The sequence below is a fragment of the Micromonospora sp. DSM 43699 genome (assembly GCF_055517075.1).
Genome location: NZ_JBTMMT010000064.1, coordinates 1 through 15,386, shown reverse-complemented (window position 1 = coordinate 15,386; position 15,386 = coordinate 1). Strand labels below are relative to the sequence as shown.

The following is a 15,386-nucleotide window of genomic DNA, read 5'->3' as shown; positions in this document are numbered from 1 at the left end:
AACGACCGGCGACACGCCGGCGGTGAGCTGGCTCGCCGGCCTCGTCGCTTCGGCCCGTCTTCCCTGGTCGAAGCGGTGGCCGGGCGGGGCCGACCGGGTCACCTGTCGATGACGGCGCCGTTCGCGTCGATGCCGTGGTCCCGCCAGTAGACGTCCCACTCGTCGTCGACGTGCTGCGGCACCTTGCCCTCCGGATAGCGGACGTAGGGGGAGGTCGGTTCCTGCCCGTCCGGGAAGCAGGCGCTGCCGCCCTGCCCGCCCACCGCGATCGCCGGGTACTGGCCATCGCCACAGATGTTCTCCCGGTAGCCGCAGCCGCTGGTCACCATCAGCCCGCTCAGTCCGACCCCGGCAAGAGCCATCATGATCCGCATTCGCATGTGGTCCATCCTGGTCGCGGTGACGACCACTGTCATGCGTACGCGTACTCGACCCGGTGGGCCGGAGATCCCCCGCGTGCGAGGGGTGTCCCTGTCGGTCCGGTCCTGCTCCCTCGCACGCGGGGACGATTCCTCGGATTCGCCGGTGCCGCGCCCTGATCCGGTCGCCCGGTGGTCCTAGCCGGGCTGCCAGGCCCGGAAGTACCAGCCGTTGTACTGGCTGTCGGACAGGGTGCGGTACACGCAGCCGCCCATGACCTCACCACCCGCGCTGACGACATCCTGGCGGAAGAGTTCGCACTCGTCATAGGTGGCGAAAGCGCCGTTCCAATCGAATGGCACGGCGGCGGCCGGGGCCGGCTGGACCGTGAAACTGACGGCTGCGGCTGCGGTGGCGACCACCGCGAGGCGGGTGAGCCTGCGGCGGAACGGCTGTGGCATGGCGAGTCCTTCCGGAGTGGTGAGGAGCCTGCCCGACGATCGTAGATTGACGTCCAGCGATCGGTGATCCGCCATTCGGGCAGCCCGGAACGGTCGGTGTCGGGGAATCTCCCCGTCGCTGTCCGCCGGTCGCGGAACCGTTCACCAACCCGGCAACCCGGCTCTGGTGGCGGCCGTCGCTGGGCCTTTCGGTGGCGGTTGGGCCCGGTAGGGTGAGGCGATCCGTCCGGACAGGAGGCCCGATGGCTGCCCCGCTTGCCGTCACCCCGTCGACCGATGTGCCTGAGCAGGTGGATCGGCCGTTGCTGACCTATTGCGACGACGCGACAGGCGAGCGGACCGCGTTGACCGCGAGTCAGCTCGGTGGTTGGGCGGCGCGCACCGCCGGGCTGCTGCGCGACGGGTGCGGGCTGGGGCCGGGCAGCCGGGTCGCGGTGCTGTTGCCGCCGCACTGGCGTACCGCCGCGGTGTTGCTCGGGGCCTGGTCGGTGGGGATGGCGGTGTCGTTCCGGCCGCGCGCCACCGCCGGGTTACCGGTGCTCGAACCGGGCGGCGACCGACCGTACGACGCGGTGTTCGTCACTCCGGAGCGCCTCGACGACTGGCTGGAGGACGTGCCCGACGGGGTGCACCGCTACCTGGTCGGCACCGCCCCCGGGGCGCTGGCCGACGTGCCGGTGGGCTGGCTCGACTGGTCCGCCGAGGTGCTCCGGCACACCGACACCCCGCCCGACTACGCCGCCGTGCACCCCGCCGCCCCGGCGACCCCCGACGGCACGAGCTACGCCGTCTGGGGACGCCTCGCGAAGGAGGTCGCCGCCCAACTCGACCTGCGCCCCGGCGACCGCCTGCTGGTCGACGCCGCCGAACACGAACAACCGGTGAAGTGGCTGCTCGCCCCCCTGGCAGCCGGCGCGTCCGTGGTGATCTGCGCCAACCTGGACCCCGCCGGGTCGGCCGACCGGATGGCCGCCGAGCAGATCACCCGGGTGATCTGAACACGCCACGTAGGGGAGTCCCCTGAGGACGGACGCCAGCGCTCCGGGTCGTACGACCGGGAATTCTCCGGTGGTCGGCGGTGCGGGTCGGTGACAGCGTTGCGTCATGGTTTCCCGACCCGTACGGCGCTGGCGTCAGCTCGTGGTCTGGCTGCACGTGGTCACCTCGGTGGGTTGGATGGCCCTGGCCCTGGTGCTGTTCGTGCTGCTGGTCACCAGCCGGACCACGCCGAGCCCGGCGGTCGCCGTGAGCGCCACCTCGATGGCCCAACTGCTCGACGGCCGACTGCTCGCCCCGCTCGCCAACGCCTCGGCGTTCACGGGTTTCATGCTCGCCGCCGCGACCCCGTGGGGGTTCTTCCGGCACTGGTGGGTGCTGGTGAAGTTCGTGATCACCCTGGTCCAGCTCTATCTGGGCATCTTCATTCTCAGCGGGGTCCTGGCGGACACCGTGGCGGCGGCGCGGAGCGCGGCGACGGCAGCGGAGGGCGCAGCAGTGGCGGTCACCGGTGCGGCGGGGCCGGCCCTGCCCATAGCGGCCGGTTCGGCGTTGATGGCCGGCGCGATCGCCTTCCAGGCCTGGGTGTCGATCGCCAAGCCCTGGTCGACGACCCGGTGGATGCCGGCGGACCGCCGGCAGGTCTCCGCCTCCACGGCACCCCGCTGGGTGTTCGTGGCCACCGTCGTCGGTGTCGCGGCGGACCTCACCGTCGCCACGGTGCTCGGCCATCCGGCCCCGCTGGTCTCCCTGACGATCCTGGCCACCTGGCTGGTGGTACGCCGTCGCCGCCGGGCGGCGACGGCGGTGCCGGCCGGCGCGACCGCCTGAGCCCACCGTGCTCGACGCTGCTACCGGTCGAGACGGCGGGTGGTGCCGGTCGAGATGGGCGTGACCCGGGTGAGCCGGGCGTTCTCACCGTCGCCAGGGCACCCGCCGGGTGCAGGGCGCGGTGTGGTCGACCGGCAGCGCACACCGGCCGCCGGGCAGCGGCCGGTCACAGAAGACCCAGTGGTGTACGCCCTGCTGGTCCTCGGCCGACACGGTCACCCCGCCGGGCTCGACCCGGGCGCTGAGCCGGGCCAGCACCCGGGCGGCGGTGCGGGCGAAGATTCGGGCGCGCAGCAGGTCGGGCGCGGTGACCGGCAGATGGATCACCCAACGCTCGGTCATCGGTAGCGGTGGTTCGCCGACTGGGCGCTCTGCCACGTGCGCAGCGCTCTTCTGATGCGTACGTTCTCCTCCTGCACCGCGACCAGGGCGGTCTGCGCGAGGGCGAGTTCGTCGGCGACCCGGTGCAGGAAGGCGCGGATCTCGGCGGGGTCGACGCCGCGCCGACGGAGGTTGAAGCAGCGCTCACGGATCTGCCACGGACGCAGCGGGGCCGGGCGCATCGGCACCCTGCCTGGCTGTGTGGTGCCGGCCCGCGTCGTGTCGGGTTGTGTGGAGTGGGTCGACGGTCGATCGATCGGCTTCGGTGGTCGTGGGGCGTGGTGCCGGCGGGTCAGCCGGCGGAGCAGGTGGCGCACGAGGTGACCGCCCTTCGGAGAGGCCGCAGGTCGTGGGGGAGGGGTGGTCCCGGCCGCTTGCGATCGGCGGGGACCACCCCTGCCGCCACCCGCCGGGCAGGTGGCAGCGCCGCGCCGGGGGAGCGCGGAGGGCGAGGTTCCGGTGGCGATGCGAGACCGGTACGAGAGGTGCCAACCGACCGCAACAGCTCCGCATCACCGAGAGCAACGCTACCGATGCAGCTTCACTTACGTCAAGTACATCGGCGACCTCTTTTGCTGAACTGTCGTCACCTTCAGCTGCATCACCACCATCACCTCTTTCAGTAGATGCATTGCCTGCATCGGAAGGTGGCTCGATACTGGGTGGGCCAACCGACTGCAAGGGGCCGCGCTGTGCCTATCCCACCAACCATGGACGAGTTGCTCGATGACCTGCGAGCAAGGATCAAGGACGGCACGTATCCGCCGGGCAGTCAGTTGCCAGCGGGTCGGGTGCTCGCGGGTTCCTACGATGTCTCGCACTCGACGATCCAGCGCGCCATAGCCACACTGCGGGAGCAGGGTGTGCTGGTAGGTCGCCCGGGTCGGGGCGTGTTCGTGGCGGAGTCCACCCGGCGCTGACCGTCCGCCGCATGGGTCGTTCGGTTGGGCCGCAGTAGGGCTGGTCCGGTGTGCTGGTCCGATCTGCTGCGCGACTGCTGCCCTATGCTCGTCGGGTGAAGGCGGTGGCGGGGGAGACGCGGCAGCTCATGCTCGGCGAGATGCTGTCGTCGCTGACCGCCATTCCGGCGGAGTCGGTGGAGCACGGCGAGGTCTTCACCCGCCGCTGGGTGGTCGACCTGATCCTCGATCTGGCCGGTTACACCCCTGACCGCGACCTCGCTGCGCTGACTGCGGTCGAGCCGGCCTGTGGTGGCGGAGCCTTCCTGGCCGCGATGGCCGCCCGGGTCAGCGACTCGTGCCGTAAGCACGACCGGTCGCTGCGCGACGCCACGCGGGCGGTCCACGCCTTCGACCTGTTGACCTCGAATGTCACGGCCAGCAGAAGACTGGTACGCGAGGTTCTGGTCGACGAGGGTTGGCCGCTTCCCGAGGCGCGCGAGGTGGCGACGGCATGGGTGCAGCAGGGGGACTACCTGCTCGACGCGAATGTTCCGGAGGGCGTGGACCTCGTCGTGGGCAACCCCCCGTACGTCCGGTTGGAGGATGTCCCGGCCGACCGCATGCTCGCCTACCGCGCCGCCTGCCCGGCGATGACCGGTCGCTCCGACCTCTACGTCGGCTTCTTCGAGCGAGGGCTACGGTCCCTGGCTTCGGGTGGGGTCCTCGCGTTCATCTGCGCCGACCGGTGGATGCGCAACCAGTACGGCCGGCAGTTACGGGAGCTCATCGCCGACGGTTACAGCGTCGATGTCACCGTGAACATGCACGACGTCGACGCCTTCGAAAGGCAGGTGTCGGCCTATCCGGCCGTCACGGTGATCCGCCGGGCTGGCCAGGGCGAGGCGGTGGTGGTGGAGACCCGGCGGGGGTTCGGGCCTCAGGACGCTCCCGGGTTGGCGGAATCGATGTCGGCCCAGGAACTGCGGCCGGCATCAGCGGCCCGGATGAGCAGCCGGTACGAGGTTGCCCGGCTGCCGCACTGGTTCACCGGGGGAGAGTCCTGGCCGGCAGGTTCGCCGTCCCGGCTGGCGCTGATCGAAGAACTGAATGAGCGTTTCCCGCTATTGCAGGATGCCGACACGGGCACCCGGGTCGGCATCGGCGTTGCCACCGGGGCCGACAGCGTCTTCATCAGCACGGACGCCGATGTCGAGCCGCGCCGGTTGCTGCCGCTGTCGATGGTCAGGGACACGACGTCGGGGCGTCACTCCTGGTCGGGCCATTATCTGGTCAATCCCTGGGATGCAGACGGTCAGCTGGTGGACCTGGCCGCGTTGCCCCGACTGCGGGCCTACTACCAGCGGCATTCGGCGGTTCTCAGAGGTCGGCACGTGGCTGGTAGACGTCCCGCGCAGTGGTATCGGACCATCGACAAAGTTGATCATTCGTTGGTCGAGCGCCCCAAGCTGCTCTTTCCGGACATGAAGACCACCATTCACCCCGTCCTGGACGAGGGCGGTTTCTATCCGCATCACAATCTCTACTACATCGTCTCCGATTCCTGGGACCTGCGCGTCCTCGGTGGACTCCTGCTCTCGGGTGTCGCACAGGCCTTTGTGGAGGCCTACGCCGTTAAGATGCGGGGCGGCACTCTTCGTTTCCAAGCCCAGTACCTGCGTCGGATCCGCGTCCCGAGGCCCGAGGCGGTCTCGATCGCCGACCGGGCTGCGCTCGCCAGCGCCTTCGATCGGCGGGATGCGCGTGCGGCGACGAAGGTGGCGCTACGTGTGTACGGGGTCGAAGAGTTCGGAGAGGTGATCGGTGGATCAACGGTCGCTCGAGGAGGCGGTGCGTAGCTCCTGGCTGGTGCGAGACTCGCAGGCCGCCAAGAAGGTGCTGTCGGGCCGGGCCGACACCGGATTGCGCGGCGCGGTCACCGGTGGTGGTCATCTCGACGCCATCACGGAACTCCTCGCGGATGTCTTCCGTGACGCTGGTCTTCCCGCCGAATCGGTCCGTTGTAAATCCGGGGTGGAACTCCCCGGTTATTTCCGGCCCGCCAAGAAGTGGGACCTCGTCGTGATCCACGAGGGTGAACTGGTCGCCGCGATCGAGCTCAAATCGCACGTCGGCCCGTCGTTCAGCAACAACTTCAACAACCGTAACGAAGAGGCGATCGGCAGCGCGGTCGACCTACGGCAGGCGTACGACCATGGCCTGCTCGGGGCGGTGCGGCCGTGGCTCGGCTATCTGCTGCTGGTGGAGGAGGCACCCGGCTCCGTGCGTCGGGGTGAGCCCCGTGGCGGCACGTTTCCCGTCGACCCTGTCTTCGCCGGGACGTCGTACCTCGACCGGTACGTGATCCTCTGCAAGCGCCTCCGGGGCGCGGGCCTGTACGACGCGACATGTCTGCTGGCCTCCTCGCGGGAAGGCGATGCGGTCGTTCGGCAGCCGGACCCGGAGGTGGGGTTCGCCGCCTTCGGCGCGGCCATCCTGGCCCGGATCGAGGAGATTGGTCTCCTGCCCCGCCGGAACTGAGCCTTCCGAGCGCGCCTGACCCCACTCCGTGGGAGCGAGGTAGCGGTGCCCGACGGGTCCGTACCGTTACCTCGCCTCCCCCAAGCTGATCATGGCGGCGCGTGCCGGGTGGGTGGGGTCAGCAGGTGGTGTTGCCGGCGGGGACCCAGCCGTCCAGGGACGGGTCCTCGGCACCGTGGCCGTAGATCCAGCTGTCGTTGTCCTCGGCCCAGCCCTGGCCGTGCCAGCGGAACCCGCGCCCGGCGGTCAGGGTGCGCAGCACCTGGCCGTGCGGTGCCGTGCGCAGCCAGGTGTTCTGGGTGAGGTTGCACAGGTAGCCGGGCGCGTCGCTGGCCGAGGCCGGCGTGGCGGCCACGGCGGTGCCCGGGCCGACGACGATCGCGATCGTCAGGGCGTGCAGAAGTCGGCGTTTCACTCGGATTCCCTTCGACGTGCCGGCGTCGATCGTCGACTGTGGACACAGTACCGGCAGGGTGCGACGACCACCGGCGGGATGCGACGGCCGTCGGCCGGGCGGGACGGCCACCGTCGGGGTGCGACGGCCCCCGGTCGGGCGGGACGGCCCCGGCTGGGCGGGCCGAGGAGTTGCCGGCCGAATCGTTAACGCCATCAGCTCCAAAGGACGCACGAGGGACAACCCACACCCGCCGCCCGCAGGGCGAGGGGCCAGCGCAACGGGGCCCGGGCGCGCGAGGGGACCAACGCACCCGGACCCAAACGCAGTCACCCTGCGCGTTGGTCAAGCCGGCGGCTACCGGCTAGCTACCGGCTACCGGCGCCCCACCCCGCCGCGCGGGTCAGTCGACAGTGGGGAGGCGGGGGCCGAGGACGTCGTCGGCGTCCACGATGGTGTACGCGTACCCCTGCTCGGCGAGGAAGCGCTGGCGGTGGGCGGCGTACTCGGTGTCGATGGTGTCCCGGGAGACGACGGTGTAGAAGTGCGCCTGCCGACCGTCGGCCTTGGGGCGGAGCACCCGGCCCAGCCGCTGGGCCTCCTCCTGCCGGGAGCCGAACGTCCCGGACACCTGGATCGCCACCGCCGCCTCGGGCAGGTCGATGGAGAAGTTGCCCACCTTGGAGATGACAAGGGTGCGCAGCGAGCCGGAACGGAACGCGTCGAACAGCCGCTCACGCTCCTTGTTGGTGGTGGAACCCTGGATGATCGGGGCGTCCAGGTATTCCCCGAGCTGGTGCAACTGGTCGATGTACGCGCCGATCACCAGCACCTGGTCCTCGGGGTGCCGCTGCACGAGGGCGCGAACCACCGGCAGCTTGGTGCGGGCGGTCGCCGCCATGCGGTAGCGCTCCTCGGCCTCCGCCGTCGCGTACGACATCCGTTCCGCGTCGGTCAGGGTCACCCTGACCTCGGTGCACTCGGCCGGGGCGATCCAGCCCTGCGACTCGATGTCCTTCCACGGGGCGTCGTACCGCTTGGGGCCGATCAGGCTGAACACGTCGCCCTCCCGGCCGTCCTCGCGTACCAGGGTCGCGGTCAGGCCCAGCCGGCGACGGGCCTGGAGGTCGGCGGTGAACCGGAAGATCGGCGCGGGCAGCAGGTGCACCTCGTCGTAGACGACCAGGCCCCAGTCGCGGGCCCCGAACAGGTCCAGGTGGGTGAACGCGCCGCCGCGCCGCGAGGTGAGCACCTGGTACGTGGCGATGGTGACCGGCCGGATCTCCTTGCGCTCGCCGGAGTATTCCCCGATCTCCTCCTCGGTGAGCGAGGTGCGGGCGATCAGCTCCCGCTTCCACTGCCGGCCGGCGACCGTGTTGGTGACCAGGATCAGTGTGGTCGCCTTCGCCTCGGCCATCGCCGCCGCGCCGACCATGGTCTTCCCTGCCCCGCACGGCAGCACCACCACCCCGGACCCGCCGGCCCAGAACGCCTCCACCGCCTCCCGCTGGTACGACCGCAGTGTCCACGGCCTGCCGCCGTCCTTGCCGGCCTCGGCCAGCTCGATCTGGTGCGCCTCGCCGTCGACGTACCCGGCCAGGTCCTCCGCCGGCCAGCCCAGCTTCAGCAGCGCCTGCTTGAGTCGACCCCGCTCGGACGGGTGCACCCGGATCGTGTCGTCGTCGATCTTGTCACCGAGCATCCCGGCGAGCTTCTTGCTCTTGGCGACCTCGATCAGCACCATCCGGTCCAGCCCTCGCAGCACCAGGCCGTACGCCGGGTCGTTGGCGAGCTGGAGCCGGCCGTACCGGTCCATCGTGTCGGCCACGTCCACCAACAGGGCGTGCGGCACCGGGTAGCGGGAGTACTTCAGCAACGCGTCGACCACCGCCTCGGCGTCGTGACCGGCGGCGCGGGCGTTCCACAGACCCAACGGGGTCAGCCGGTAGGTGTGCACGTGCTCCGGGGAACGCTCCAGCTCGGCGAAGGGCGCGATCGCCATCCGGCAGGACTGCGCGTCCGGGTGGTCGATCTCCAGCAGCAGGGTCTTGTCCGACTGCACGATCAGTGGTCCACCGCTCACGCCAGGTCCTCTCCTCGGCCGAAATGCGTCGGCCCGGGTAGACAAACCCGCAGGCCGACCATCAAGTGTTGCACGGAGGCGGGGCGGTGCCAGAAAATCTTCACATCGGGTGCAACGTTTCCCAGACGACATGCGTCTACCAGTGGGACGACCGATCCGGGGAGGCACATCATGCAGGTCCGCCACAGAGCCCGGCTCGTCGCCCTGGCCATGGTCATGCTGGTCGGCGCGGGGGGATGCACGCCCGATCGGCAGGCCGACCCGGGTGGCACCGGAGGAGGGCTCGCCCCGGTCGGCAGTGCGGAACAGGTAACGGGGGCGGGTGCCGCTGCCCTGCCCGACCAGCTGACCCGGTCCACCGCGAAGCCCCGCCCGAAGTCGAAGGAGAAGGCGAAGGCCGTCGTCGACCCGGCCCGCACCGCCAAGACCCCGAAGCCGTCGAGCGGACGCCGCCAGCCCGCCCCGACCAAGGCCAACCTGACCCGCTGCCAGCAGGGCGAACACCAGCGTGAGGTGGAGACCTACCTGGCCAGGCTGGGCGGGTTCGGCAAGCTCACCGTGGACGGCCGGCAGACCGACGCCGACTGCGCCGCGATCAAGAAGTTCCAGCAGCGGTACGACATCCGCCCCGCCGAGGGTCGCGCCGGCCCGTTGACGCTCGACGTGGCGAAGCGGCTGGCCACCACCGACGTCAAGCGCTGCTCCGCCGGCTCCGGCACCACCTTCTGCGTCGACCTGACCCGGCAGACCACCTGGGTGATGCGCGACGGCAAGGTGGTCGCCAAGCCCACAGTCACCCGTACCGGGATGGCCGGTTACGCCACCCCCGCCGGCACCTACAAGGTGAACCTCCGCAACCTCAAGGAGTGGTCCAACCCGTACGAGGTGTGGCTGCCCTACTGGCAGCGCTTCAACGGCGGGATCGGCTTCCACCAGACCACCACCTACCTGCACAACGCGGGGATCGGCTCGCACGGTTGCGTCAACCTGTTGCCCACCGACGCGGTGCGCTGGTGGGAGCTGGGCAAGGTCGGCTCCCGGGTGGTCCTCGTCGGCCGCCGCCCCGGCACCTGATCCTCCTGACCGATCACCCCGCCCGTCTCGGTCCGGCCCCTCGGTAGTTGTCCATAGGGGCCGGATCGGGGGTATTTCCCCCTGTCCGTCCTGGCGACCGGGTGCCACCCTGGAAGTCAGGGGCCGGACGGGGTGGGAGGGCTGGGATGACCGTCGATCACGAGATGATCGCCGAGGACGCGTCGAACGGCGACCGGGTGACACCGACCGACGAGGTCTCCACGGCCACCATGGTCGGGTACGCCGTCGCCGGGATCGCCGTCGTCGGCTGGTTCCTCTTCGGCTGGCTGGTGCAACGGCAGGGCTTCATCGACTCGGTCGGTGAGGCCGCCGGCACCGGGTTCGCCCTGCTGCTCATCGTCTCCGTCATCGGCACCGTACGCCGCAGCCGCCGCTGAGCGGTCAGTCCTCCCGCACGGCTGCGGTGATCCGGTGCAGGGCGAAGGTGTGCAGCATCTCGGTCCGTTCGTCCTCGGCACGCAGGTAACCGGCCCCGATCGACACCGGCCGCAGCAGCCGGGACAGCGTCGCCCCGTGCGCGTCGACGTAACCGACCCAGACCAGCGCCTTGTCCCGGACCGCCTGCTGGAGCACCGCCAGCGCCTCGGCGTGACCGTGCGCGGGCATCGGTCCGGCCGCCGCACGGGCCGCGCCGCCGCGTACCACCGCCGGGGCCCGCCGGGCCGCCCGCGCCGCCGCCTCACCCCGCCGGATCTGCTCCACCACGCCGAGCAGCCGGGGCAATGCCAACCGGGGCGTGCCCAGTGGATCGAGGGTACGGCTGGTCGACGGCGTCCGGGCCGGTGCCCGCCGGATCCGGGGCCGGGCCAGGACCGTCGTGCCGCTGGCGTCCTCGGGCACCGGGGCGTACCCGGCGTCGCGCAGCGCGGTGAGCATCCGCCCCACCTGGTACGAGGTGCAGAGCACCGTCGGGGCCAGCCGGCGGAACGCCAACGGCGTCAACCGCCGGTCGGCGAGTACCTCCGCGAGGAGCGCCTCGTCGTCACTGCGCACGTAACCACCGGCGGAGCCGACCCGCAACCCGCCGTGCTGCCGGGCCACGTCGTCCACCAGATAGGTCAGCCCCTGCGGGATCGGGGTACGCGACCGGCGGCGGAACAGTTCGTGCAGATCGTCGGCGGTGTACCCGGTGTCCAACGCCCGCCGGATGCTGGCCGTGGTGACCCGGTGCACGCTGGCCCCACCCGCCGACTCCGGTTCGGCCACCGCCTCCAACTCGGCGGCCAACGTCGGGTCGGGCGGGCCGGGCACCACCACGCTCAGGTCGGCCTGCACCAGGAAGTGGTCGACCGGGGCGGGGAGCAGCGCATCCAGTGCCCGCACCGTGCTCGCAAGGTCGCCGCTCCCGATGTCGGCGCGCAACCCCAGCGGGTCGTCACCGCCCCGCTCTTCGGTCTCCGTGACATCGGCGAGCAGCAGCCGCCCGTACGAGGTGAGCGCGCCGAGGCCGGTCACCCCGAGCCGGGCCGCCTCGGTCAGCACCTCCCGGTGCGTGGTCTCCCGCCCCCGGCTGCGCCGTGGCACCCGCCAGTCCAGCAGCGCCTGGACCTCCTCGGCGGTGGGGGCGGTGGCCGGTTCCAGATCGGCCAGCACCCCGAGCACCGCCCGGCGGGTGGCCGGGGCACCGGCCCGTTCCGCCTCGGGGGCGAGCGCACTGATCGGGCGGTCCCGGTCGTCGCGCTGCCCCACCAGGCCGGCCTGCCGGCTCATCGTCAACCACGCCCGGGCCAACTGCTCCCAGCGGTGGGCCAGCGACATCGCCCGCCACACCTCGTACGCCCCGGTGGGCAGGACCTGCTGCTCGCCGCCGTACCGGCTGGCGGCGGCGGGCAGGTCCAGCTCACCGAGGAGACCGGCCGCGTACGCCACCTCGACCAGCAGCGCGGTCGTCGGCTCGTCCAGGGCCACCGAGCGGGCCAGCCGGCGCAGGTCGCGTACCCCGATCCCGCCGGAGCGCAGCACCGGTGCCGGCTCGGCGGTCAACGCCTCCAGCAACGCCTCGGTGTGCCGTACCACCTCCATGGTCTGTCCCACCCCGGCCGAGTCGACGGCCTTCGGCTCCCGGGGCGGCGACTCGACAGGCGGCGGGCTGGTCCGTAACGGCCCGAGCGGGCCGGTGTCCCGGCGCAGCAGCAACCCCACCTCGCGGGGCAACTCGACGGTGCCGGCGGAGACCGTCACCAGCAGTCGGGCCTCCACCAGCCAGCGCACCGGCGACCCGGTCGGGGCGCCGCCGTTGGTCGGGTCGGGGGGCAGGTCGTCCTCCGCGCCGAGCGCCGGGGCCTGCAACGAGCCCGGGGGCACGCTGCCGACCGGCGGGCCGGCGGCGAGCCGGTCCAGGACCGCCCGCGCCGACGGGGGCGCGGCGAGCAGCGTCCGGCGCAGTTTCGCGGGGTCCGCGCAGAGCGCCGCCGTCCGTGGGTCCAGCTCCTCCGCCGGTCGACCCAGCCCCGCCGGGTACGGGGCGAGCTCGTCCACGCTGCCGGTGACACGGAGCGCCTGCTCCGGGCCGTACAACAGGAAGCGGGCGCGGAGCCGGTCCACCGCGGCCCGGACGGTGGCCGGGGCGGGCGGGTGCGGCCCGGCGGCGGCCATGGCGAGCACGGCCTCGGTGGAGGTGGTGCCGTCCGAGGGGTGCCGGGTGAGCCGGGCGGCGTCGAGGATCTGGAGGGTGAACTGGTCCAGCCCGTCGAGCGCCCGGGCGACCGACACCCGCGACTCGACCCGCAGGGCGAGCGCGGAGACATCGGCCGGCACCGGTACGACGAGGTCGGGCCGCAACTGGAGCAGCGCGGCGAGCGCCTCGTCGGGCAGCGCGCGCAGGTGGTCGGCGAGTGAGGTGGTCATCGTCGTTCCACGCTAGCCCGCTGCCGGGCGATCGCGCCCCCCGGACGTCCGGCTCGACCTGACCTGTCCGGGTACCTTCGCAGGATGTCCGCGCTGATGGTCGGTTTCGACCTCGACATGACCCTGATCGATTCCCGCCCCGGCATCGCCGCCGCCTACCGGGCGCTGACCGCCCGGACGGGCGTGCCGGTCGACGCCGAGCTGGCGGTCTCCCGGCTCGGTCCGCCGCTGCGCACCGAACTCGCCCACTGGTTCCCGGCCGAGCGGGTGGAGGAGGCGGTGACGGCCTACCGGGAGCTGTACCCGGCGTACGCGATCACCCCGACGGTGCCGATGCCCGGCGCCCGGGAGGCGGTCGACGCGGTGCACGCGCACGGCGGTCGGGTGATGGTCGTCACCTCGAAGATCGGTCGGCTGGCCCGGCTGCACCTGGACCACCTCGGGCTGGCGGTCGACGAGTTGGCCGGGGACCTGTTCGCCGAGGAGAAGGCGACGTCGCTGCGGGAGCACGGTGCCGCGCTCTACGTCGGTGACCACGTGGCCGACATGGCGGCGGCCGGGGCGGCCGGCATCCCGGGGGTCGGAGTGGCCACCGGCCCCTGCCCGGCGGACGAGCTGCGCGCCGCCGGGGCGCAGGTGGTGCTCGACGATCTCACCGGATTCCCGGCGGCGCTCGACCGGATCATCGGGCTAGCCTTGGAGCAGTAGACGTGTCGAGTGAAGCAGGGGTTCCAAGGTGCCGACGGGGCGAGTGAAGTGGTTTGACGCGGCCAAGGGATACGGGTTCGTCACCAGTGACGAGGGGGGCGACGTGTTCCTGCCGAAGGGCGCGCTGCCGGCGGGTGTCACCGAGCTCAAGGGTGGTCAACGGGTCGACTTCAGTGTGGTGGACAGCCGGCGGGGCACCCAGGCGATGGGGGTCAAGCTGCTGGATGCGCCGCCGTCCATGGCGGAACTGCGTCGGCGACCCGCCGAGGAGCTGCACGGCCTGGTCGAGGACATGATCAAGGTGCTGGAGGCCAAGGTCCAGCCGGACCTGCGCCGGGGCCGCTTCCCCGACCGGAAGACCGCGGAGAAGATCGCTCAACTGGTCCACGCCGTGGCCCGCGAGTTGGAGGTCTGAGGCACCAGCCCGGCGTCGGCGGCCCGGCCCAGCAGCGCCTCCACGGCGGCGAACCCCGCGTCCCCCAGGTCGGCGGTGAACTCGTTGACGTAGAGGCCGATGTGCCGGTCCACCACGTCGGGCTCCATCTCCTGCGCGTGCGCGAGCACGTAGTCCCGGCTGGCCGAGGGGTCGGCCCACGCCTGGCGTACCGACTCCCGGACCCAGCCGGCGGCGGCCACCGGGTCGACCGCGCCCTTGCGGGCGAGGATCGCGCCGAGCGGGATGGGTAGGCCGGTGTCGGCCTCCCACCACTCGCCCAGGTCCACCAGGGCGGTCAGTCCGTGCCGGTGGTAGGTGAACCGGGCCTCGTGGATCACCAGACCGGCGTCGTACCGGCCGGCCGCGACGCCCGGCATGATCTCGTGGAACGGCACCACCTCGATCCGGGCCGGCGGCCGACCCGCCGACCAGAGCCGGAAGAGCAGGTACGCGGTGGTCCGGTCGCCCGGCACCGCCACCGTGGCCCCACTCAGGTCGACCCGGTCCGCCCGCCCTGCCCTGGTCCCGGTGGTCGCTGCGGTCCCGGCGGTCCCGGTGGTCGCTGCGGTCCCGGCGTCGCGGGTTTCGGGGGCGGTGCGGCCGCTTTCGCGGGTGGCGCTGCCTGCCTTGGGGGTCTCGGCGGTGCGGGTGAGCACGAGGGGGCCACAGCCACGGCCGAGCGCACCGCCGCAGGGCAGCAGATGGTAGTCGTCGAGCAGCCACGGAAGCGCGGCGTAGCTGACCTTCACCAGATCGAAAGCGCCCTGTTCGGCGGCGGTGTTGGTGACGTCGACATCGGCGAAGGTCACCTCGACCGGCGGAGCACCCGGCACCCGGCCGTGCACCAGCGCGTCGAAGACGAACGTGTCGTTGGGGCAGGGCGAGATCGCCAGGGAGAGCGCCACGTCCCCACCGTAACCCCGCCCCGAGATCCGTTCCGCCGTCCCCACCCCGATGTGACGCCCGCCCGTCCCTGGACGCATGCCGCCCGCCCGCTCCCGCCCGCTCCCGCCCGCCCGCTCCCGGATGTCCGTTGCCCGCCGCGCTTCTGTGAGATCCCGTCCCTGCTGCTGTTCCGGCCGGGGCTCGGCAGCGGAAAAGGGCTTCCCCCGAGAGAGGGGTCGCCCCGGCGGGTCGTCCGGGCAGGTCGTCCGGGCCGCTGGGCCTCGCCCGGCTGGCGCGGACCTTCATCTGGCTCGGGCTCCCACCCGACCCGAGCGGGGCGACGAGTACACCTGCGCGCCCTTTCGAGCTGATGACGTTAGCGAGTCAGTGCGGAGAGCAGAATGGCAGGGGAGCGAGCGTGAGTACGTCCGCGCTGGTGGCGTAGGGGACGGCCATCGCCGCGCAGGGC

General features: G+C 71.9%; 17 protein-coding genes. 9 read left to right on the top strand and 8 right to left on the bottom strand.

Annotation, left to right across the window (positions count from 1 at the left end):
• Positions 1–98: 98 nt before the first annotated feature.
• Positions 99–380, bottom strand: a complete 282-nt coding sequence (locus tag AC0AIB_RS24860; RefSeq protein WP_176738948.1) for an SCO0607 family lipoprotein — start codon at positions 378–380, stop codon at positions 99–101.
• Positions 381–557: 177 nt separating this feature from the next.
• The gene (locus AC0AIB_RS24855) at positions 558–821 is read right to left on the bottom strand and encodes a hypothetical protein (protein WP_465097578.1); all 264 of its coding nucleotides are present in this window, start codon (positions 819–821) and stop codon (positions 558–560) included.
• Between the two features lie 242 nt (positions 822–1,063).
• Here AC0AIB_RS24855 and AC0AIB_RS24850 point away from each other — a divergent pair, with 242 nt between their 5' ends.
• Together AC0AIB_RS24850 and AC0AIB_RS24845 are read left to right on the top strand one after the other, a co-directional pair.
• Positions 1,064–1,819 carry a TIGR03089 family protein gene (locus AC0AIB_RS24850; RefSeq protein WP_465097577.1) on the top strand — a complete coding sequence of 252 codons (756 nt, stop codon included), beginning with the start codon at positions 1,064–1,066 and terminating at the stop codon, positions 1,817–1,819.
• 106 nt (positions 1,820–1,925) lie between these two features.
• Positions 1,926–2,648, top strand: coding sequence for a hypothetical protein (locus AC0AIB_RS24845; protein WP_465097576.1), 723 nt, complete (start codon positions 1,926–1,928; stop codon positions 2,646–2,648).
• A gap of 84 nt (positions 2,649–2,732) precedes the next feature.
• Here the strand turns inward: AC0AIB_RS24845 and AC0AIB_RS24840 are convergent, their stop codons facing one another.
• The gene (locus AC0AIB_RS24840) at positions 2,733–2,990 is read right to left on the bottom strand and encodes a hypothetical protein (RefSeq protein WP_465097575.1); all 258 of its coding nucleotides are present in this window, start codon (positions 2,988–2,990) and stop codon (positions 2,733–2,735) included.
• The gene (locus AC0AIB_RS24835) at positions 2,987–3,346 is read right to left on the bottom strand and encodes a DivIVA domain-containing protein (protein ID WP_465097574.1); all 360 of its coding nucleotides are present in this window, start codon (positions 3,344–3,346) and stop codon (positions 2,987–2,989) included. The genes AC0AIB_RS24840 and AC0AIB_RS24835 overlap by 4 nt, the downstream gene beginning before the upstream one ends.
• A 393-nt stretch (positions 3,347–3,739) precedes the next feature.
• Between AC0AIB_RS24835 and AC0AIB_RS24830 the strand changes: the two genes are divergently transcribed.
• From AC0AIB_RS24830 to AC0AIB_RS24820, 3 genes are all read left to right on the top strand, one after another.
• A complete protein-coding gene (locus tag AC0AIB_RS24830) occupies positions 3,740–3,949 on the top strand; it encodes a winged helix-turn-helix domain-containing protein (RefSeq protein ID WP_465097573.1) in 210 nt (69 codons plus the stop codon).
• Positions 3,950–4,044: 95 nt separating this feature from the next.
• Positions 4,045–5,787 (top strand): Eco57I restriction-modification methylase domain-containing protein, encoded by a 1,743-nt coding sequence (locus AC0AIB_RS24825; protein ID WP_465097572.1) that lies wholly within the window; start codon positions 4,045–4,047, stop codon positions 5,785–5,787.
• Positions 5,753–6,469 (top strand): PaeR7I family type II restriction endonuclease, encoded by a 717-nt coding sequence (locus AC0AIB_RS24820; protein WP_465097571.1) that lies wholly within the window; start codon positions 5,753–5,755, stop codon positions 6,467–6,469. Before AC0AIB_RS24825 ends, AC0AIB_RS24820 begins: the two co-directional genes overlap by 35 nt.
• 118 nt (positions 6,470–6,587) lie before the next feature.
• Here AC0AIB_RS24820 and AC0AIB_RS24815 read toward each other — a convergent pair whose 3' ends face one another.
• Both AC0AIB_RS24815 and AC0AIB_RS24810 read right to left on the bottom strand, forming a co-directional pair.
• Positions 6,588–6,884 (bottom strand): hypothetical protein, encoded by a 297-nt coding sequence (locus tag AC0AIB_RS24815; RefSeq protein ID WP_328340679.1) that lies wholly within the window; start codon positions 6,882–6,884, stop codon positions 6,588–6,590.
• Positions 6,885–7,266: 382 nt separating this feature from the next.
• Positions 7,267–8,946 (bottom strand): DNA repair helicase XPB, encoded by a 1,680-nt coding sequence (locus AC0AIB_RS24810; protein ID WP_328340677.1) that lies wholly within the window; start codon positions 8,944–8,946, stop codon positions 7,267–7,269.
• 168 nt (positions 8,947–9,114) lie between these two features.
• Between AC0AIB_RS24810 and AC0AIB_RS24805 the strand changes: the two genes are divergently transcribed.
• Both AC0AIB_RS24805 and AC0AIB_RS24800 read left to right on the top strand, forming a co-directional pair.
• A complete protein-coding gene (locus AC0AIB_RS24805; RefSeq protein ID WP_465097583.1) occupies positions 9,115–10,020 on the top strand; it encodes a L,D-transpeptidase family protein in 906 nt (301 codons plus the stop codon).
• Between the two features lie 146 nt (positions 10,021–10,166).
• Complete coding sequence (locus tag AC0AIB_RS24800) at positions 10,167–10,418, top strand: fatty acid desaturase family protein (protein WP_204958804.1); 252 nt, start codon at positions 10,167–10,169, stop codon at positions 10,416–10,418.
• 4 nt (positions 10,419–10,422) lie between these two features.
• Here AC0AIB_RS24800 and AC0AIB_RS24795 read toward each other — a convergent pair whose 3' ends face one another.
• Positions 10,423–12,888 (bottom strand): helicase-associated domain-containing protein, encoded by a 2,466-nt coding sequence (locus AC0AIB_RS24795; protein WP_328340671.1) that lies wholly within the window; start codon positions 12,886–12,888, stop codon positions 10,423–10,425.
• 84 nt (positions 12,889–12,972) lie between these two features.
• Between AC0AIB_RS24795 and AC0AIB_RS24790 the strand changes: the two genes are divergently transcribed.
• Positions 12,973–13,596, top strand: a complete 624-nt coding sequence (locus tag AC0AIB_RS24790) for an HAD family hydrolase (protein ID WP_328340669.1) — start codon at positions 12,973–12,975, stop codon at positions 13,594–13,596.
• Between the two features lie 28 nt (positions 13,597–13,624).
• Positions 13,625–14,011, top strand: coding sequence for a cold-shock protein (locus AC0AIB_RS24785; RefSeq protein ID WP_328340667.1), 387 nt, complete (start codon positions 13,625–13,627; stop codon positions 14,009–14,011).
• Here the strand turns inward: AC0AIB_RS24785 and AC0AIB_RS24780 are convergent.
• The gene (locus tag AC0AIB_RS24780) at positions 13,972–14,937 is read right to left on the bottom strand and encodes a 1,4-dihydroxy-6-naphthoate synthase (RefSeq protein ID WP_465097570.1); all 966 of its coding nucleotides are present in this window, start codon (positions 14,935–14,937) and stop codon (positions 13,972–13,974) included. The genes AC0AIB_RS24785 and AC0AIB_RS24780 overlap by 40 nt on opposite strands.
• Positions 14,938–15,386 lie beyond the last annotated feature (449 nt).

Coding starts and splice junctions, on each gene's coding strand:
- AC0AIB_RS24860 (WP_176738948.1), bottom strand. CDS start 380: ATGCGAATGCGGATCATGATGGCTCTTGCCGGGGTCGGACTGAGCGGG.
- AC0AIB_RS24855 (WP_465097578.1), bottom strand. CDS start 821: ATGCCACAGCCGTTCCGCCGCAGGCTCACCCGCCTCGCGGTGGTCGCC.
- AC0AIB_RS24850 (WP_465097577.1), top strand. CDS start 1,064: ATGGCTGCCCCGCTTGCCGTCACCCCGTCGACCGATGTGCCTGAGCAG.
- AC0AIB_RS24845 (WP_465097576.1), top strand. CDS start 1,926: ATGGTTTCCCGACCCGTACGGCGCTGGCGTCAGCTCGTGGTCTGGCTG.
- AC0AIB_RS24840 (WP_465097575.1), bottom strand. CDS start 2,990: ATGACCGAGCGTTGGGTGATCCATCTGCCGGTCACCGCGCCCGACCTG.
- AC0AIB_RS24830 (WP_465097573.1), top strand. CDS start 3,740: ATGGACGAGTTGCTCGATGACCTGCGAGCAAGGATCAAGGACGGCACG.
- AC0AIB_RS24800 (WP_204958804.1), top strand. CDS start 10,167: ATGACCGTCGATCACGAGATGATCGCCGAGGACGCGTCGAACGGCGAC.
- AC0AIB_RS24795 (WP_328340671.1), bottom strand. CDS start 12,888: ATGACCACCTCACTCGCCGACCACCTGCGCGCGCTGCCCGACGAGGCG.
- AC0AIB_RS24790 (WP_328340669.1), top strand. CDS start 12,973: ATGTCCGCGCTGATGGTCGGTTTCGACCTCGACATGACCCTGATCGAT.